This is a genomic window from Pseudomonas sp. A-RE-22 (genome assembly GCF_019956035.1).
Lineage (GTDB): Bacteria > Pseudomonadota > Gammaproteobacteria > Pseudomonadales > Pseudomonadaceae > Aquipseudomonas > Aquipseudomonas brassicacearum.
On record NZ_JAHBCZ010000011.1, the window covers coordinates 283,634 to 301,686 of the forward strand.

Sequence of the window (18,053 nt, forward strand, 5' to 3'; positions counted from 1 at the left end):
CTTTTATTGCTCCTGGAGACGGACCTCCAGCCGCCAGCGGTCATCGACCTCGCTGGAGGTCCACGCCCCGCGCAACGGACGCGCCGCCACCAGCGTCAGCAACAACCCCTTGTCACTCAACCGCACCCGCCAGTTCACGTCCTTGCCGTTGAGCTTTAACTGGCCGTTCTGCGATCGCCCTTGCGCTTCGAACAACAGCGCCACCGAGCCGTCGATGACTTCCCCGTGCAGCTTGGGTTCGGTGTTGAACCAGGCCACCACCCCACCGTCAATCACCTCGACCTGCTGAAGCACGCTCGGTTCGGGCGTGGTCAGGCGTCCGATCATCAATCCGACCATCATGCCGAAGATCGCCAACGAGCCCATCACCCGAGGCATTAGCTTCGAACGTCGGTCGGTTTGCAGCGTAGAATGCCGCTCATCTTCATCTGCGGAGCCGTGCATGTTTCACGTCATCCTTTTTCAACCGGAAATTCCGCCGAATACCGGCAATGTCATCAGGTTGTGCGCCAACAGCGGCTGCCACCTGCATTTGATCGAACCGCTGGGCTTCGACATGGACGACAAGCGCCTGCGCCGTGCCGGTCTCGACTATCACGAGTATGCCACCTTGCAGCGTCACGCCGACCTTGCCAGCTGTCTGGAAAGCCTCGGGCATCCGCGCCTGTTCGCCTTTACCACCAAGGGTTCGCGGCCGTTCCATGACGCCAGCTTCGTCGCCGGTGATGCGTTCCTGTTCGGCCCGGAAAGCCGTGGCCTGCCGGCCGAGGTGCTGGACGCCCTGCCCGCCGACCAGCGCCTGCGCCTGCCGATGCGCGAAGGCTGCCGCAGCCTGAACCTGTCCAATACCGTGGCGGTGGCGGTTTATGAGGCGTGGCGGCAGAACGGCTTCGCCTGAGCCCTGCCTGTCAGCCAGAAACACCTGTGGGAGCGAGCCTGTGGGAGCCGAGCTTGCTCGCGATGAGGTCGACACGGTTCAACTGCAAAACCGCGTCATCGTTCATCGCGAGCAAGCTCGGCTCCCACAGGGCTCGCTCCCACAAGTTTTGTGCCTTGCGAACAGAAGCGACGCCGCTTACTGAACGGTCGCGCCGCCTTCTTGCTGCATGCGCTGCAGTTCTTGCGCATACAGGGCATCGAAGTTCACCGGGGCCAGCATCAGGGCCGGGAACGAACCGCGGGTCACCAGGCTGTCCAGGGTTTCGCGGGCGTAAGGGAACAGGATATTCGGGCAGAACGCACCGAGGGTGTGGCTCATCGAAGCGGCATCCAGGTTCCTGATCAGGAAGATCCCGGCCTGTTGCACTTCGGCGATGAACGCCACTTCGTCACCGTTTTTCACGGTAACCGACAGGGTCAGCACCACTTCGTGGAAGTCGTCTTCCAGGGCTTTCTGGCGAGTGTTCAGGTCCAGGCCTACGCTCGGCTCCCACTGCTGGCGAAAGATCGCCGGGCTTTTCGGGGCCTCGAAGGACAGGTCACGTACATAAATGCGCTGCAAGGAGAATTGCGGTGCGGTTTCTTCTTCGCTGGCAGCTGTGTTCTGTTGGTCAGTCATCGCAGATCCTTCTTACTTTCAGGTTCTTGTCAGTGGGAAATTCAGGCCTTGAGCAGTGCGTCGAGCTTGCCGGCGCGCTCCAGGGCGAACAGATCATCGCAACCGCCCACGTGGGTGCTGCCGATCCAGATCTGCGGCACGGACGTGCGCCCGGCCTTCTGGGCCATTTGGGCGCGCAGTTGCGGCTTGCCGTCGACCTTGATCTCTTCGAAGGCCACGCCTTTGTTCTGGAGCAGGAACTTGGCTCGGGAACAATAGGGGCAGTAATCGCTGGAATAGACAACGACGTGGGACATTTCACTTCACCAGGGGCAGATTGTCGGCTTTCCAGCTCGCAACACCGCCGGACAGCTTGGCGGCGGTGAAACCGGATTTCATCAGCTCGCGGGCGTGGGTGCCGGCGTGCTGGCCTTGGGCATCTACCAGGATCAGTGTCTTGGCCTTGTGTTTTTCCAGCTCGCCGATGCGGGCGATCAGTTTGTCCTGGGGAATATTCACCGCCCCGACAATGTGGCCGGCGGCGTAATCCTTGCTCGGGCGGATGTCCACCACCACGCCGGCATCCTTGTTGACCAGCGCCGTCAGCTCGGCGGTACTGAGGCTGCGACCGCCACCCTGCATCGTATGGGCTACCAGCAACGCCAGCAGTACGACGAAGATACCGACGAGAATGTAGTGGTTAGTGGCAAATTCAATCAGGTGAGCAACCATCGAAGGAGGTTCCAGGGCGTTAAAATGTCGGCCAGTATACACAGCACACAAGGCCGGCCAAACCCCGCCCGGCGGTGACGCCGTCGGAACTTACCTTTAAACTGCCCGTCCCTTTTCCATCGTCTTCTTTTAACCCGCCACGAGTGGATTCCATGACTACCACGCCTAAACCTTTGGTCCTGATGATTCTCGACGGCTTCGGTCACAGTGAAAGCCACGAATCCAACGCCGTGTATTCGGCCAACAAGCCTGTGCTGGACCGTTTGTGGGCCACCGTGCCCAACGGCCTGATCTCCGGCAGCGGCATGGACGTCGGCCTGCCGGACGGGCAGATGGGCAACTCCGAAGTCGGCCACATGAACCTCGGCGCAGGCCGCGTGGTGTATCAGGACTTCACCCGCGTGACCAAATCGATCCGCGACGGTGAGTTCTTCGAAAACCCGACCATCTGCGCCGCCGTGGATAAAGCCGTGGCCGCCGGCAAGGCCGTGCACTTCATGGGCCTGCTGTCCGACGGTGGCGTGCACAGCCACCAGGACCACCTGATCGCCATGGCCGAACTGGCCTTCAAGCGCGGCGCCGAGCAGATCTACCTGCACGCGTTCCTCGATGGCCGCGACACGCCACCGAAAAGTGCCACGTCGTCGATCGAACTCCTGGACGCAGCATTCCAGGCACTCGGCAAGGGGCGCATCGCCAGCCTCATCGGCCGCTATTACGCCATGGACCGTGACAACCGCTGGGACCGCGTGTCCCAGGCCTACAACCTGATCGTCGACGGCAGCGCCGAATTCAATGCCGCCACCGCCCAGGAAGGCCTGCAAGCCGCCTACGAGCGTGGTGAAAGCGACGAATTCGTCAAGGCCACCACCATCGGCGAACCGGTCAAGGTCGAGGACGGCGATGCCGTGGTGTTCATGAACTTCCGCGCCGACCGCGCTCGCGAACTGACCCGCGTGTTTGTCGAAGACGACTTCAAGGAATTCGAACGCGCTCGCCAGCCGAAACTGGCCGGCTTCGTGATGCTGACCCAATACGCCGCCAGCATCCCCGCGCCATCGGCCTTCGCCGCCGGCAGCCTGGAAAACGTGCTGGGCGACTACCTGGCGAAGAATGGCAAGACCCAACTGCGCATCGCCGAGACCGAAAAGTACGCCCACGTGACGTTCTTTTTCTCCGGCGGCCGTGAAGAACCCTTCCCGGGCGAAGAACGCATCCTGATCCCCTCGCCCAAAGTCGCCACCTACGACCTGCAACCGGAGATGAGCGCGCCGGAAGTGACCGACCGCATCGTCGAGGCCATTGAAAACCAGCGTTACGACGTGATCGTGGTCAACTACGCCAACGGTGACATGGTGGGCCACAGCGGCGTGTTCGAGGCGGCGGTCAAGGCCGTGGAGTGCCTGGACACCTGCGTTGGCCGCATCGTCGAGGCCCTGGAAAAGGTCGGCGGCGAAGCACTGATCACGGCCGACCACGGCAACGTCGAGCAGATGTCCGACGAATCCACCGGCCAGGCCCACACCGCCCACACTACCGAGCCGGTGCCGTTCATCTATGTCGGCAAGCGCAACTTCAAGGTCCGTGACGGTGGCGTGCTGGCTGACGTGGCACCGACCATGCTGATGTTGCTGGGCATGGAGAAGCCGGCGGAGATGACCGGGACGTCGATCCTGGTCTGATTGATCCATCAATCACCGCAAACCCTGTGGGAGCAAAGCTTGCTCGCGATAGCAATCTGACAATCTACATTTTCGCTGGATGTGCTGACGTCATCGCGAGCAGGCTTTGCTCACACAGGGGTTTGGCGGGAAATAAGTGCCCTGCACCGCTCCAGTTATCACACAGCCCCAAATGGGCGTTTTTTTTGCAGCGTGGGGCGGGCATACTAGGCCGTCCCTTTCCCTGGTGTCGCCCGCCTCTATGCTTCGCGTCCTGATAGCCCTCGCTCTGACTTGCCTGCTCCAACCGGCCTTTGCCGACGAGCGCGCGCAAACCCAACAACAGTTGGAAGCCACGCGCCAGGACATTGCCGAGCTGAAAAAACTGCTGGGCAAGTTGCAGGAAGAGAAATCCAGCGTGCAGAAAGACCTGCGCGGCACCGAGACCGAGATGGGCAATCTGGAGAAACAGGTCGACGCCCTGCAAAAAGAGCTGAAGAAAAGCGAATCCGAGCTGCAACGACTCGATGGAGAGAAAAAAAAACTCCAGAGCGCGCGCACTGAACAGCAAAAGCTGATCGCCATCCAGGCCCGGGCCGCCTACCAGAACGGTCGCCAGGAATACCTCAAGCTGCTGCTCAACCAGCAGAATCCCGAGAAATTCGCCCGCACCCTGACTTATTACGATTACCTGAGCCAGGCCCGCCTGGAACAGCTCAAGAACTTCAACGAAACCCTGCGCCAACTGGCCAATGTCGAAAAAGACATCGAACTGCAGCAAGCCCAGTTGCTGGCGCAGAAAAGCAGCCTCGACACCCAGCGCGAAGAACTCGAGAAGGTTCGCAAGGAACGCCAGGTGGCCCTGGCCAAGCTCAATGACGACGTGAAGGCTCGCGACAGCAAGCTCAAGGCCCGCGAGCAGGACCAGGCCGAACTTGCCAATGTGTTGAAAACCATCGAAGAAACCCTGGCCCGCCAGGCTCGAGAGGCAGAAGAAGCGCGCCAGAAAGCGCTGATCGCCCAGCAGGAAGCCGAAAAAAAGCGTTTGCGTGAAGCCCAGGCCGACGCAGATGCCGGCGACGCGCCGCGCAAGCCGGTGAAATCAAGCCCCGGCGCGCTGGTTTCCAGTGATGGCGAAACCTTCGGCGGCGCTTTTGCGTCGGCGCGGGGCAAACTTCCATGGCCGGTCAATGGTCGACTGCTTGCGCGCTTCGGTGAAACCCGCGGCGACGACACCCGCACCAAGTGGGACGGCGTGATGATCAGCGCCTCCGCCGGCAGCCAGGTGCATGCCGTGCATGGCGGGCGCGTGGTCTTCGCCGACTGGCTGCGCGGCGCCGGCCTGCTGGTGATCCTGGATCACGGCAACGGTTATTTGAGCCTGTACGGCCACAACCAGACGCTGCTCAAGTCCGCGGGGGATGTGGTCAAGGCCGGTGAGTCCATCTCCACGGTCGGCAACAGTGGCGGGCAGGATACGCCAGCACTGTATTTCGCTATTCGTCAGCAGGGTCGCCCCAGTGACCCGGCCCAATGGTGTCGTGCGCAAGGATAAGCGCGCCCATCCTATTAAGGAGTTCGTTCGACATGCTGCATTTGTCCCGCCTTACCTCGCTGGCCCTGACGATCGCCCTGGTGATCGGTGCGCCCCTGGCTTTCGCCGCCGAACCGGCCCCGTCGGCACCCGCCGCCACAGCCGCGACCACCAAGGCCCCGCTGCCGCTGGACGAACTGCGCACCTTTGCCGAGGTCATGGACCGGATCAAGGCCGCCTATGTCGAACCGGTGGACGACAAAGTACTGCTGGAGAACGCCATCAAAGGCATGCTCAGCAACCTTGATCCGCATTCGGCCTACCTGGGGCCGGAGGATTTTGCCGAGCTGCAGGAAAGCACCAGCGGCGAATTCGGCGGCCTGGGCATCGAGGTCGGCAGCGAGGACGGTTTCGTCAAAGTGGTTTCGCCGATCGACGACACGCCTGCTTCCAAGGCCGGCATCCAGGCCGGTGACTTCATCGTCAAGATCAACGGCCAGCCGACGCGCGGCCAGAGCATGACCGAAGCCGTGGACAAGATGCGCGGCAAGATCGGCCAGAAGATCACCCTGACCCTGGTGCGCGACGGTGGCACGCCGTTCGACGTGACCCTCACGCGGGCGGTCATCCAGGTCAAGAGTGTGAAGAGCCAGCTGCTGGAGTCGGGCTACGGTTACATCCGCATCACCCAATTCCAGGTCAAGACCGGCGAAGAAGTCGCCAAGGCCCTGGCCAAGATGCGCAAGGACAACGGCAAGAAGCTCAACGGCCTGGTCCTGGACCTGCGCAACAACCCCGGCGGCGTGCTGCAATCGGCGGTGGAAGTGGTGGATCACTTCATCACCAAGGGCCTGATCGTCTACACCAAGGGCCGCATCGCCAATTCCGAGCTGCGCTTCTCGGCCACCGGCAACGACCTGAGCGAAGCCGTGCCATTGGTGGTGCTGATCAACGGTGGCAGCGCCTCGGCATCGGAAATCGTCGCCGGCGCCCTGCAGGACCAGAAGCGTGGCGTGGTCATGGGCACCACCAGTTTCGGCAAAGGCTCGGTGCAAACCGTATTGCCACTGAACAACGACCGCGCCCTGAAGATCACCACCGCGCTGTACTTCACGCCCAACGGTCGCTCCATCCAGGCCCAGGGCATCGTCCCGGACATCGAGGTGCGCAAGGCCAAGATCACCAACGAACAGGACGGCGAATACTTCAAGGAAGCCGACCTGCAAGGTCACCTGGGCAATGGCAACGGTGGCGCCGACAAACCGACCGGTTCCGGTGGCAAGGCCAAGCCAATGCCACAGGATGACGACTACCAGTTGGCCCAGGCCCTGAGCCTGCTCAAAGGGTTGAACATCACTTCCGGCCGCTGAGATGGGCCGGCGCTTCATCCTCGGCCTGTTGTGCTGCCTGGCGGGCACTGCCTTTGCTGCGCCCGCCGCTTCACCCGCTCCACCGCACAAGGCCTACCTGAGCCTGATCATCGACGACCTGGGGCAAAACCTGCCCCGGGATCGCCGGGTACTGGCCCTCCCCGGCCCGGTCACCACCGCGATCATGCCTGACACGCCCCACGCCGCCGAATTCGCCCGCGAAGCCCATCGTGCCGGCAAACTGGTCATGCTGCACATGCCCATGGACCCGGCCACCGGGCCGTTCGCCTGGCATCCGGAGCTGCCCATCGAAGAACTGGGCAAGCGCCTCGACGCCGCGTTCGCTGCCGTGCCTTATACCAGCGGGATCAACAACCACATGGGCAGCCGCATGACCGCCCAACCCCAGGCCATGGCTTGGCTGATGGCGAACTTGCAGCAGCGACACAAGTTTTTCGTCGACAGCCGCACCAGCGCCCAGACCGTCGCCGCCGCCGAGGCGCAGAAGATCGGCCTCGCCAGCGTGTCGCGGGACGTGTTCCTGGACGACGAGCGCACCGAAACGGCCATCGCCCGCCAGCTCCAGACCGCTATCGACCTGGCCCGCCGGCAAGGCTCGGCCGTAATGATCGGCCACCCCTACCCACAGACCCTGGCCGTGCTCGAACGCGAACTACCCAAGCTCAAGGCCCAGGGCGTCGAATGGATCGACATCAAGTCGATGATCAGCCTGCGCAGCAATCGGGCGATGGTCGGGCATGGGAAGGATGGGGTTTATCGGTAGCGGCGACCCGGCTGGCGCAACCTTCAGAGATACCGCGCCATGATCGCGTCCACTTCACCTTCCTTGCGCAATTCATCCAGGGCCTTTTGAAGCCGGGCAACCACGTCGTCAGGCACGTCCTTGTTCAAGGCCAGGTACAACTCGGCACTGTTGAAGCGCAGCACGGTCTTGAGATCGGTCACCCCCTCCTGACGCGCCAGGTAACGCCCGGCAGGATCGCCGGTGGCCCACAGATCGATCTGGCCGTTGACCAGTTTTTTGGCGTTGTCCTGATCGCGCAACACGACAATCGGGTTCAGCCCTTGCTTGGCCAATGTCTCGGCAATCGCGTCGCCCTTGTAGGCCCCGACCTTGTATTGGCGCGCCTGCTCCAGCGAACCTAGGGCGATCTTGCTGTCGGCCTTGGCGAGCATGATCCAATCATCCGGACCGATGGGGCCAACCCATTTGAAAAGCCTTTCACGCTCCGGCAACCGCGCCATGACAAACACACCGTAGCCTGGGTTTTCCAAGGCGAGTTTGTAGATCCGCTCCCAGGGGAAACGCAGTGTCAGGCTGTAGGAAATATCGGCACGCTTGAAGACTTCGCGGACGATGTCCACGGCAATGCCATGGATGTTCTCGTCCTGAGCGAAGTTCTTGCCGTTCTTGGCCATGTTGTACGGGGGGAAGTTTTCCGTCAGCAACACCAGCGATGTATCAGCGGCGCGGACGGTACCTGCGAGCAGCAGCGTGACACCGGCAAAGGCAAGAACGAGGCGTTTGAGCATGTCGGGCTACCGCAATCCATGGTGTGCCCAAGAGTGCCTTGGGCCCGCCATGGTGTCCAGCGATCAGCGAATGCAGATACCGCGATGCGCCATGTAGGCCTTGGCTTCCGGCACGGTGTACTCGCCAAAGTGGAAAATGCTCGCCGCCAGCACCGCGCTGGCATGACCTTCCAGGATGCCGTCGGCCAGGTGTTGCAGATTGCCGACGCCGCCGGAAGCGATCACCGGGATGCCCAGGGCATCGCTGATGGCGCGGGTGACACCGAGGTCGAAGCCGTTTTTCATGCCGTCCTGGTCCATGCTGGTCAGCAGGATTTCACCGGCACCCAGGCCTTCCATCTTCTTCGCCCACTCCACGGCATCGAGGCCCGTGGGTTTGCGGCCGCCGTGGGTGAAGATTTCCCAGCGCGGGGTTTCGCCCGGGCCGGAGACCTTCTTCGCGTCGATGGCCACGACGATGCACTGCGAACCGAAGTGCTGGGCCGCTTCACCGACGAATTCCGGGTTGAACACCGCCGCAGTGTTGATCGACACCTTGTCGGCACCGGCATTGAGCAGGTTGCGGATGTCCTGCACGGTGCGCACGCCACCGCCCACGGTCAGCGGGATGAATACCTGGCTGGCCATGCGCTCGACGGTATGGAGCGTGGTATCACGGCCATCGACGCTGGCCGTGATGTCGAGGAAGGTGATCTCGTCCGCACCCTGTTCGTCGTAGCGACGGGCGATTTCCACCGGGTCGCCGGCATCACGGATGTTCTCGAACTTGACGCCCTTGACCACCCGGCCGTTGTCCACGTCCAGGCAAGGGATGATGCGTTTGGCCAGCGCCATGGTGAGTCCTCAGCCTTTATAGGTATCGCAGAAGGCCTGGGCCTCGGCGACGTCCAGGGTGCCTTCGTAGATCGCGCGACCGGTGATCGCACCGATGATGCCCGGCGCCTTGGCGTCGAGCAGTGCCTTGATGTCACCCAGGTTATGGATGCCACCGGAAGCGATGACCGGGATCTTCGTCGCGGCGGCCAGGGCGGCGGTGAACGGAACGTTGCAGCCCTGCATCATGCCGTCTTTGGCGATGTCGGTGTAGACGATGGCAGACACACCGTCGGCTTCGAAACGCTTGGCCAGGTCGATCACCTGTACGGTGCTGACTTCAGCCCAACCGTCAGTGGCGACGAAACCGTCTTTTGCGTCCAGGCCAACGATGACCTTGCCCGGGAAAGCGCGGCAGGCTTCGGCAACGAACTCGGGCTCCTTCACGGCTTTGGTGCCGATGATCACGTAGCTCACGCCAGCCTTGACGTAGTGCTCGATGGTTTCCAGCGAACGAATGCCGCCGCCGATCTGGATCGGCAGGTTCGGGTAGCGCTTGGCAATGGCCGTGACCACTTCGCCATTGACCGGTTGTCCTTCGAAGGCGCCGTTCAGGTCGACCAGATGCAGGCGACGGCAGCCGCCCTCCACCCACTTGGCGGCCATGCTCACCGGGTCATCGGAAAACACCGTGGAGTCTTCCATGCGGCCCTGACGCAGACGTACGCAAGCGCCGTCCTTGAGATCGATAGCGGGGATAATCAGCATCTGGCAAACCTTCAAATACGAATATTCAGCTTGGCTCGAAAATCAGTTTTTCTCGAGCGCCCACAAGTCGCTTTCAATGCTTTCGAACCTTTCTTTAAGGTGCGTCTGCACATCGAAAATCGCCCTGTTGTAATAATGCGGAGCAATTTCGCGGGTAAACAGGTCAAGAATTTCCGCCGCTTCGAACGAGCCCAGGTCCAGCTCGAAACGGTCCTCCATGAACCGCTGGATCTTGCGGTTCGCTTCACTCTCCTGCTCGGACGTGAGGGTGAGGATCGGCGGTTTCTTGCGGGCCATTACCAGCGCCCGTCCCACGCTGCGAAGTTCTGCAACAGTTGCAGGCCATGGGTATGGCTCTTCTCGGGGTGGAACTGCACGGCGAAGCGCGAGCCATCGGCCAGGGCCGCGGCGAAATCGACGCCATAGTGACCGCTGCCCACCACCTGCCGCGCATTGCCGGCGGCGATGTAGTAACTGTGCACGAAGTAGAAGCGCGCCAGGTCCGGGATGTTGTGCCACAGCGGGTGATCCACCGTCTGCTTCACTTCGTTCCAGCCCATGTGCGGGACTTTCAGGTGCTCGCCGTCTTCATGCAGGCCCTTGCCGAAAAACTTCACCTGGCCTGGAAACATGGCAATGCAATCGACGCCGTCGTTCTCTTCGCTGTGCTCGAGCAAGGCTTGCATGCCCACGCAGATGCCCAGGAACGGACGGTCCTGGCTGACTTCGTGCACCAGCTTGTCGAAGCCCAGGCGACGAATCTCGGCCATGCAATCGCGAATCGCACCGACGCCGGGAAACACCACCCGGTCGGCTTCGCGAATCACGTCGGCATCGCTGGTGATCAGCACCTTGCCGGCGCCCACGTGCTCGAGGGCCTTGGCCACCGAGTGCAGGTTGCCCATGCCATAGTCGATAACCGCGACCGTCTGCATTACAGGACGCCCTTGGTGGAAGGCATCTGGCCGGCCATGCGGTCATCGAGCTCGACGGCCATGCGCAGCGCGCGGCCGAAAGCCTTGAACACGGTTTCGATCTGGTGGTGGGTGTTGTGCCCGCGCAGGTTGTCGATGTGCAGGGTCACGTTGGCGTGGTTGACGAAGCCCTGGAAAAATTCCTGGAACAGGTCAACGTCGAAGCCGCCGACGGTGGCACGGGTGTACGGCACATGCATCTGCAGGCCCGGACGGCCGGAGAAGTCGATGACCACGCGCGACAGCGCTTCATCAAGCGGCACGTAGGCATGGCCGTAGCGACGGATGCCCTTCTTGTCGCCGATGGCTTTGGTAAAGGCCTGGCCCAAGGTGATACCGACATCTTCCACCGTGTGGTGGTCGTCGATATGCAGGTCGCCCTTGCTGACGATGTCCAGGTCGATCAGCCCGTGACGGGCGATCTGGTCCAGCATGTGCTCAAGAAAAGGCACGCCGATATCAAACCGGGCCTTTCCGGTGCCATCCAGGTTGATCGAGGCTTTGATCTGGGTTTCCAGAGTGTCGCGCTCGACAGACGCCTTACGTTCGGCCATCACCAGCTCCGCAAAATCATTGGGCGAAAAAGGCAGCCATTATAGGGGCGCGAGCGGCAAACAGAAACACGGGAGGTGATATCCCTGACGGGTTGTCGGCGATAGACATGTCCATACAAGCTTTCACCACACATAAAACAAATGTGGGAGCGAGCTTGCTCGCGATAGCAGTGGGTCAGCCGACCATGATGTCGACTGACACGCCCTCATCGCGAGCAAGCTCGCTCCCACACAAGCTCGCTCCCACAAGGTTTGCCCTCACCTGATGGTCAGGGCAACGGTCTTAGTGGAACAACACCGCCGTCTTCTGCAGGGTCACCCACACACCCCACGCCAATGGAATGCCCACCACCAGCCAGGCGGCGATCGCCAGGGGCTTGGTGCCCGGCGCAGCTTTCCACTCCAGCGAAGTGGTGCTGTCGGCGCCTTTGTCATGGCCCAGCGCCTGTTCGGCGGCCAGTTCGGCGTCGGTCATGAAGTACTTGTCGGCGACCGGACGGACCAGCAGGTTGCACAGGAAGCCCAGCACCAGCAGGCCGGCGAGGATGTACAAGGTGATGTCATAGGCCGCGGCACGTTCAACGCCGATGCTCAGTTGATATTCACGCAGGTAGTTCACCAGTACCGGACCCAGCACGCCCGCCGCTGCCCAGGCAGTCAGCAGACGACCGTGGATCGCGCCGACCATTTGCGTACCGAACAGGTCCGCCAGGTAGGCCGGCACAGTGGCGAAACCGCCGCCGTACATCGACAGGATGATGCAGAACGCCGCCACGAACAGCGCGACGCTGCCCAGGTGACCCAGGTTCGGGATCAGCGCGTACAGGGCAAAGCCCAGGGCGAAGAACACGAAATAGGTGTTTTTACGACCCAGGTAATCCGAGAAGGATGCCCAGAAGAACCGGCCGCCGATGTTGAACAGGCTCAGCAGACCGGTGAAACCAGCGGCGATGGCCGCGATCTGGCCCAGTTGCACGGCGTCCAACTGACCGAAAGGCAGGTCATTGCCGAGCAACTTGCCGCCGAACACTTCCTGCAACAGTGGCGAAGCCATGCCGAGAATGCCGATACCGGCGGATACGTTCAGGCACAGCACCAGCCATACCAGACGGAACTGCGGGGTTTTCCAGGCAACGTTCACGTGAACGTGGCGATGGGTGATCATCGCGTTCGCGGCTTTCTTCGGTGCCGGGGTCCAGCCTTCAGGCTTCCAGCCGGTTGGCGGAACGCGGTACGACAAGGCGCCACCGATCATGAACACGAAGTAGATCGCGGCCATGACCAGGAAGCTCTGCCATACGCCCACGCCGGTTGGCGAAGCGAAATGGCTCATCAGCGCTGCGGCCAGCGGAGCACCGACCATTGCACCACCGCCAAAACCCATGATCGCCATGCCGGTGGCCATGCCGCGCTTGTCCGGGAACCACTTGATCAGGGTCGACACCGGGGAGATATAGCCTAGCCCCAGGCCGATACCACCGATCACTCCGGAACCGACCCACATCAGCCAGATCTGGTGGGTATAGATACCCAGCGCGGAAATCAGCAGGCCACCGCACCAGCACAATGCCGATACAACGCCGGCCTTGCGCGGCCCGGCGTGTTCCAGCCAGCCGCCCCAGATGGCTGCCGAGCAACCCAGGAAGATGAAGAACAGGGTGTAGATCCAACCGAGCATCGAGATCGGCCAGTCACATTGGGACGAAAAGACTTGCGAGATGAAGCTCATATCCGGTGCACAGGCCACAGGCTTGGTGACACCCAAGGCTTTGGACAGTGGCAACCAGAACACCGAGAAGCCGTAGGCCATGCCGATGCAGAGGTGAATGGCCAGTGCGGCCGGTGGAACCAGCCACCGGTTGAAACCGGGCTTGGCGATGATGCGTTCCTTGGAGAGGAACGCAGGCTGGTCGGCGACGCCGCCGGCCGTGATGCTCGTGCTCATTTGTGTATCCCCCAGTTATTAGAATGGTTCGCCAGTCACGCATCACCGTCAGCCTTCATTGCACGCAGGCATGACTGTATTTTCTGGTAAAGCTCCATATTAGTGCGACATTACGTCGCAGAAAGACGGGCGAACAGGCAAAGGTTACCATTTGATCGTTACAGAAGAATCAAAGTGATATCACCTTTTTCGTTTCATCTGTCTTATCGCGCCATTACTGACTTTCTGTAGGGCGTGAACCGTTTATTTTTCAGGAATACGTATGCCCATCGTCGTCGAGCACCTGAACGAAGCCACCTGCCAAGACCAGCAGGATCTGCAGAAAATCTACCGGGATGCCCCGGCCTGGCTGTTCGAACCGTTTAGCGATGCCACGCAATTGATCGCGCAATGCCTCGAGGAAGGCTCGCTGATCGCGGCACGCTTCAATGACCGACTGCTTGGTGCAGCACGTCTGCAACGGCACCAGAACGCCTGGCGCTTGTCCCACCTGTGCGTACGAAGCGTTACCCGTCGCCGTGGCGTGGCTGAACGGTTGGTGAGCGAAGCCCGGCGACTGGCCGCGCTAAACGGTGCCGAGCTGCACTTGTTGGCCCCGGCCGGGCATCTGCAAGCCCAGGCGCTGGCGGCCAAGCTGGAACTGATGCTGGCCCAGGATTAGAAACCACTGTGGGGCGAGCTTGCTCGCGATGGCGGTCGTACACGCAACACCTTCATTGACTGTCACACCGTTATCGCGAGCAAGCTCGCTCCCACAGTGGATTTGCGGTCCCAACGCACCACCACCAACCCACAGCGTTATACTCCCGGCTAAATTTTGAACTCAACCTACAAGGATTCGCCCATGAAAGCGTTCGGCAAAATCCTGGGTCTGGTACTTCTCGGGCTGTTGCTGATCATCGTGGCCCTGGGCTTTGCCCTGACCCACCTGTTCGATCCCAACGACTACAAAGAAGAGATCCGCCAGATAGCCCGCGACAAGGCCCACATCGAGCTGACCCTCAATGGCGACATCGGCTGGAGCCTGTTTCCGTGGCTGGGCCTTGAGTTGCACGACGCCAGCGTCGCTACCTTGGCCAGTCCGACCCAGCCTTTCGCCGACCTGCAGATGCTCGGCCTTTCGGTCCGGGTAATACCGCTGCTGCGCCGGGAAGTACAAATGAGCGATGTGCGGGTCGAAGGCCTGAACCTGCGGCTCAACCGTGACAAGAACGGGCACGGCAACTGGGAAGACATCGGCAAGGTGCCGACCTCTGCGTCGACGGCGAACGTGCCGGCCGAACAACCGACCCCACCCGTCAGCACCCCGGCAGAAAAACCTGCCCAGCCGACCCGACTGGATATCGATAGCCTGACCGTGAACAACGCCCGGGTCGAATACACCGACGAGCAGACCGGCAAGCTGTTCACGGCGGAGAGCATCCAACTGAGCACCGGCCCGGTCCATGACTCCACCAATATCCCGGTCACCTTGACCGCATTCCTGTCCAGCAACCAGCCGGCCGTACGCGTACGTACCGAAGTGACGGGTGAACTGCGCTTCGAACGTGCCTTGAAGCGCTACAAGTTCGAAGACCTGAAACTGTCCGGCGAAGCCACTGGCGACCCCTTGCAGGGCAAGACCCTGAACTTCTCCGCCCAAGGCCAACTGTTCCTGGACAAAGCCGCAAACGTCGCCGAATGGACCGGCATCAAACTGTCGCTCAATCAACTGCGCGCCCTGGGTGAACTGAAGGTCAATGACCTCGACAAGACTCCGCAGTTGAATGGCGGCGTGTCGATCGCCCAGTTCGACTTGGCGAAGTTCGTCGACAGCGTTGGCCAGAAATTCCCAGCCATGGCCGAAGGCAGCCTGAGCAAGGTCGAGCTGTCCAGCCGCATTGCCGGTACGCCAACCAGTGTCGAGTTCAACGACATCAACCTGAAAGTGGACGACAGCAACTTCAGCGGTCGCATCGCCGTGGAGGACTTTGCCAAGCAGTCCCTGCGCGCGCAGCTCAAGGCCGACACGTTCAACGTCGACCGTTACCTGGCGCCGAAGTCCGCCGAAGCCGACAGTTCCAAGGCAGCCCGTGAGGCCGAAGTCAGCAACACCGAAGCCAGCGCCATGGTCGGTGCCGGCAGTACACCGCTGCCAAGCGCCCCGACCCAGGGCGCCTGGAGTAACGATCGACTGTTTCCAGTGGAACGCCTGAGCAAGCTGGACCTCGATGCCGACCTGACCTTCGGGCAACTGACTCTCGATAAACTGCCGATCCAGAACGCTGCGCTCAAGGCTATCGGCCTGGGCGGCCTGCTGACCCTGGAGAATCTGCGAGGCGACCTGTACAGCGGCAACTTCGAAACCAAGGGCACCCTGGACGTGCGCCAGCCTACGCCGCAACTGAGCCTGCAAACGCGCATCAACCGGGTCCCTGCCGAGAAGATCATCGAAAGCCAAGGCAAGAATCCGCCGGTCAAAGGCCTGGTCACCGTCAACAGCGCGATCACCGCCAGCGGCAATAGCCAGAAAGCCCTGATCGACAGCCTCAACGGCACCGCCGGGTTCGTCATCAACGATGGCGTGCTGCTCAATGCCAACCTCGAACAGCAATTGTGCAAAGGCATCGCCACCCTCAATCGCAAGACCCTCAGCGGCGAACCCCGGGGCAAGGACACGCCGTTCCAGCAACTCAACGGCAATCTCACCTTCAACAATGGCGTTGCCAATAACCCGGACCTGAAAGTCCGCATCCCCGGCATGACCGTCAACGGCAACGGCGACATCGACCTGCGGGTACTGGGCATGGACTATCGCGTCGGCGTCATCGTCGAAGGCGACAAGAGCGACATGCCCGACCCGGCCTGCCAGGTCAACGAACGCTACGTCGACGTCGAATGGCCATTGCGCTGCCGCGGCCCGCTGGAACTGGGCGCAAAGGCCTGCCGCCTGGACAACGACGGGCTGGGCAAGGTCGCGGCGAAACTGGCCGGTGACCGTCTCGGCGACAAGATCGATGAGAAGCTGGGCGACAAGGTCAGCCCCGAACTCAAAGATGCACTCAAGGGACTGTTCAAGCGATGAGAGCCGAGCAGTTTTCCACCGCCGTACTGGACTGGTTCGACCGCCACGGGCGCCACGATTTGCCCTGGCAACAAGCCATCTCGCCCTATCGGGTGTGGGTCTCGGAAATCATGTTGCAGCAGACCCAGGTCAGTACCGTGCTCAACTACTTCGACCGGTTCATGGCCTCGCTGCCCACCGTTCAAGCCCTGGCCGCCGCGCCGGAGGACGAAGTGCTGCACCTGTGGACCGGGCTGGGCTATTACACCCGTGCGCGCAACTTGCAGAAAACCGCGAAAATCGTCGTCGAGCAGTACGGCGGCGAATTTCCCCAGGACGTGGAAAAACTCACCGAGTTGCCGGGGATCGGCCTGTCCACCGCCGGTGCCATTGCCAGCATCAGCATGGGCCTGCGGGCGCCGATTCTCGATGGCAACGTCAAGCGGGTACTGGCGCGCTTCACCGCCCAGGAAGGCTACCCAGGCGAACCCAAGGTTGCGAAACAGCTGTGGGCCACCGCCGAGCGCTTCACGCCACAGGACCGCGTCAACGCCTACACCCAGGCGATGATGGACCTGGGCGCCACGCTCTGTACCCGTAGCAAGCCCAGTTGCCTGCTCTGCCCGCTGAAGCAAGGCTGCGAGGCCCACATGCTGGGCCTGGAAACCCGCTACCCGATTCCCAAGCCTCGCAAGGAAGTGCCCAAGAAGCGCACCTTGATGCCGATGCTGGCAAACCACGAAGGCGCGATCCTGCTTTACCGTCGCCCTTCCACGGGGCTGTGGGGCGGTCTGTGGAGCCTGCCGGAACTTGACGACCTCGACGACCTGCAGCATCTGGCCCTGCAACACTCGCTGGAGTTGGGCAGCCAACAGGAAATGCCAAGCCTGGTGCACACCTTCAGCCACTTCCAGTTGGCGATCGAACCCTGGCTGGTCCGGGTCCGGGAAACCGGCCATCACGTGGCCGAGGCCGACTGGCTCTGGTATAACCTCGCCACCCCGCCGCGCCTGGGCCTTGCCGCCCCGGTCAAAACCTTGCTCGAACGCGCGGCTGCCGTAATGAACGCAGGAGAGTTGCAATGACCCGCACCATCATGTGCCGCAAGTACAAAGAAGAACTGGAAGGCCTGGAACGTGCACCCTTCCCGGGCGCCAAGGGCCAGGACATCTACGACCACGTCTCGGCCAAGGCCTGGGCCGACTGGCAGAAACACCAGACCCTGCTGATCAATGAAAAACGCCTGAACATGATGAACGCTGAAGATCGCAAATACCTTCAGGGCGAGATGGACAAGTACTTTTCCGGCGAAGATTACGCCAAGGCCGAAGGCTACGTACCGCCGTCCGAATAAGCTGTTCAGTACGGGGGCGGATCGTAAGCGACGGTAATAGTTAAATATTTTTTGAAAACTTGCTTGACGCCCCCCTGAAAAACCCGTTTAATGCGCCCCGTTGCCCAGATAGCTCAGTCGGTAGAGCAGGGGATTGAAAATCCCCGTGTCGGCGGTTCGATTCCGTCTCTGGGCACCAAATACCGAAAACCCCGATCAAGAAATTGATCGGGGT

General features: G+C 61.5%; 20 protein-coding genes and 1 tRNA gene. 10 read left to right on the top strand and 11 right to left on the bottom strand.

From position 1 onward, the window contains the following. Nucleotides 1-3 precede the first annotated feature (3 nt). Nucleotides 4-444 (bottom strand): hypothetical protein, encoded by a 441-nt coding sequence (locus KGA89_RS07500; RefSeq protein ID WP_013692070.1) that lies wholly within the window; start codon nucleotides 442-444, stop codon nucleotides 4-6. Here KGA89_RS07500 and trmL point away from each other — a divergent pair. Continuing rightward, nucleotides 443-898 (top strand): tRNA (uridine(34)/cytosine(34)/5-carboxymethylaminomethyluridine(34)-2'-O)-methyltransferase TrmL, encoded by a 456-nt coding sequence (gene trmL / locus KGA89_RS07505; RefSeq protein WP_003196848.1) that lies wholly within the window; start codon nucleotides 443-445, stop codon nucleotides 896-898. The genes KGA89_RS07500 and trmL overlap by 2 nt on opposite strands. Before the next feature lie 177 nt (nucleotides 899-1,075). On the opposite strand, the gene secB is transcribed toward trmL, so the two are convergent. From secB to KGA89_RS07520, 3 genes are read right to left on the bottom strand one after another with little or no spacing between them, the layout of a single operon-like run. Then, nucleotides 1,076-1,558 (bottom strand): protein-export chaperone SecB, encoded by a 483-nt coding sequence (secB, locus tag KGA89_RS07510; protein ID WP_057449148.1) that lies wholly within the window; start codon nucleotides 1,556-1,558, stop codon nucleotides 1,076-1,078. A gap of 41 nt (nucleotides 1,559-1,599) precedes the next feature. Continuing rightward, a complete protein-coding gene (grxC, locus tag KGA89_RS07515) occupies nucleotides 1,600-1,854 on the bottom strand; it encodes a glutaredoxin 3 (protein WP_003196844.1) in 255 nt (84 codons plus the stop codon). A gap of 1 nt (nucleotide 1,855) precedes the next feature. Next, on the bottom strand, nucleotides 1,856-2,269 hold the full coding sequence (locus tag KGA89_RS07520) for a rhodanese-like domain-containing protein (RefSeq protein ID WP_003196840.1): 414 nt from the start codon (nucleotides 2,267-2,269) through the stop codon (nucleotides 1,856-1,858). A 152-nt stretch (nucleotides 2,270-2,421) separates the two neighbouring features. On the opposite strand from KGA89_RS07520, the gene gpmI reads away from it, so the two are divergent. From gpmI to KGA89_RS07540, 4 genes are all read left to right on the top strand, one after another. Further along, nucleotides 2,422-3,951, top strand: coding sequence for a 2,3-bisphosphoglycerate-independent phosphoglycerate mutase (gpmI, locus tag KGA89_RS07525; protein WP_013692069.1), 1,530 nt, complete (start codon nucleotides 2,422-2,424; stop codon nucleotides 3,949-3,951). 241 nt (nucleotides 3,952-4,192) lie between these two features. Continuing rightward, entirely contained in the window at nucleotides 4,193-5,485 is a 1,293-nt protein-coding gene (locus tag KGA89_RS07530; protein ID WP_223471089.1) for a murein hydrolase activator EnvC family protein, read from the top strand. A 32-nt stretch (nucleotides 5,486-5,517) separates the two neighbouring features. Further along, nucleotides 5,518-6,834, top strand: a complete 1,317-nt coding sequence (locus tag KGA89_RS07535) for a S41 family peptidase (RefSeq protein WP_003196836.1) — start codon at nucleotides 5,518-5,520, stop codon at nucleotides 6,832-6,834. A gap of 1 nt (nucleotide 6,835) precedes the next feature. Beyond that, nucleotides 6,836-7,618 (top strand): divergent polysaccharide deacetylase family protein, encoded by a 783-nt coding sequence (locus tag KGA89_RS07540; protein WP_223471090.1) that lies wholly within the window; start codon nucleotides 6,836-6,838, stop codon nucleotides 7,616-7,618. A 23-nt stretch (nucleotides 7,619-7,641) separates the two neighbouring features. Here the strand turns inward: KGA89_RS07540 and KGA89_RS07545 are convergent, their stop codons facing one another. The 7 genes from KGA89_RS07545 to KGA89_RS07575 form a co-directional block, all read right to left on the bottom strand. Beyond that, nucleotides 7,642-8,388 carry a substrate-binding periplasmic protein gene (locus KGA89_RS07545; protein WP_223471091.1) on the bottom strand — a complete coding sequence of 249 codons (747 nt, stop codon included), beginning with the start codon at nucleotides 8,386-8,388 and terminating at the stop codon, nucleotides 7,642-7,644. Between the two features lie 63 nt (nucleotides 8,389-8,451). Next, the gene (gene hisF, locus KGA89_RS07550) at nucleotides 8,452-9,222 is read right to left on the bottom strand and encodes an imidazole glycerol phosphate synthase subunit HisF (protein WP_003196830.1); all 771 of its coding nucleotides are present in this window, start codon (nucleotides 9,220-9,222) and stop codon (nucleotides 8,452-8,454) included. A 9-nt stretch (nucleotides 9,223-9,231) separates the two neighbouring features. Beyond that, on the bottom strand, nucleotides 9,232-9,969 hold the full coding sequence (gene hisA, locus KGA89_RS07555; RefSeq protein ID WP_003196828.1) for a 1-(5-phosphoribosyl)-5-[(5-phosphoribosylamino)methylideneamino]imidazole-4-carboxamide isomerase: 738 nt from the start codon (nucleotides 9,967-9,969) through the stop codon (nucleotides 9,232-9,234). 42 nt (nucleotides 9,970-10,011) lie between these two features. Beyond that, nucleotides 10,012-10,266 carry a DUF2164 domain-containing protein gene (locus KGA89_RS07560; RefSeq protein WP_003196826.1) on the bottom strand — a complete coding sequence of 85 codons (255 nt, stop codon included), beginning with the start codon at nucleotides 10,264-10,266 and terminating at the stop codon, nucleotides 10,012-10,014. Next, on the bottom strand, nucleotides 10,266-10,904 hold the full coding sequence (gene hisH / locus KGA89_RS07565; protein WP_003196824.1) for an imidazole glycerol phosphate synthase subunit HisH: 639 nt from the start codon (nucleotides 10,902-10,904) through the stop codon (nucleotides 10,266-10,268). The genes KGA89_RS07560 and hisH overlap by 1 nt, the downstream gene beginning before the upstream one ends. After that, nucleotides 10,904-11,497, bottom strand: a complete 594-nt coding sequence (gene hisB, locus KGA89_RS07570; protein ID WP_003186751.1) for an imidazoleglycerol-phosphate dehydratase HisB — start codon at nucleotides 11,495-11,497, stop codon at nucleotides 10,904-10,906. The genes hisH and hisB overlap by 1 nt, the downstream gene beginning before the upstream one ends. A 283-nt stretch (nucleotides 11,498-11,780) precedes the next feature. After that, entirely contained in the window at nucleotides 11,781-13,442 is a 1,662-nt protein-coding gene (locus KGA89_RS07575; RefSeq protein WP_003196821.1) for an OFA family MFS transporter, read from the bottom strand. A gap of 262 nt (nucleotides 13,443-13,704) precedes the next feature. Here KGA89_RS07575 and panM point away from each other — a divergent pair, with 262 nt between their 5' ends. The 5 genes from panM (at nucleotide 13,705) to KGA89_RS07600 (ending at nucleotide 18,017) form a co-directional block, all read left to right on the top strand. Next, nucleotides 13,705-14,103 (top strand): aspartate 1-decarboxylase autocleavage activator PanM, encoded by a 399-nt coding sequence (gene panM / locus KGA89_RS07580; protein ID WP_223471092.1) that lies wholly within the window; start codon nucleotides 13,705-13,707, stop codon nucleotides 14,101-14,103. Nucleotides 14,104-14,286: 183 nt separating this feature from the next. Further along, nucleotides 14,287-16,506, top strand: coding sequence for an AsmA family protein (locus KGA89_RS07585; protein ID WP_223471093.1), 2,220 nt, complete (start codon nucleotides 14,287-14,289; stop codon nucleotides 16,504-16,506). Then, the gene (gene mutY, locus KGA89_RS07590) at nucleotides 16,503-17,570 is read left to right on the top strand and encodes an A/G-specific adenine glycosylase (RefSeq protein ID WP_223471094.1); all 1,068 of its coding nucleotides are present in this window, start codon (nucleotides 16,503-16,505) and stop codon (nucleotides 17,568-17,570) included. The genes KGA89_RS07585 and mutY overlap by 4 nt, the downstream gene beginning before the upstream one ends. Next, on the top strand, nucleotides 17,567-17,839 hold the full coding sequence (locus KGA89_RS07595; RefSeq protein ID WP_003196814.1) for an oxidative damage protection protein: 273 nt from the start codon (nucleotides 17,567-17,569) through the stop codon (nucleotides 17,837-17,839). Before mutY ends, KGA89_RS07595 begins: the two co-directional genes overlap by 4 nt. Before the next feature lie 102 nt (nucleotides 17,840-17,941). Then, nucleotides 17,942-18,017 (top strand) — tRNA-Phe (locus KGA89_RS07600). The last annotated feature ends 36 nt before the right edge of the window (nucleotides 18,018-18,053 follow it).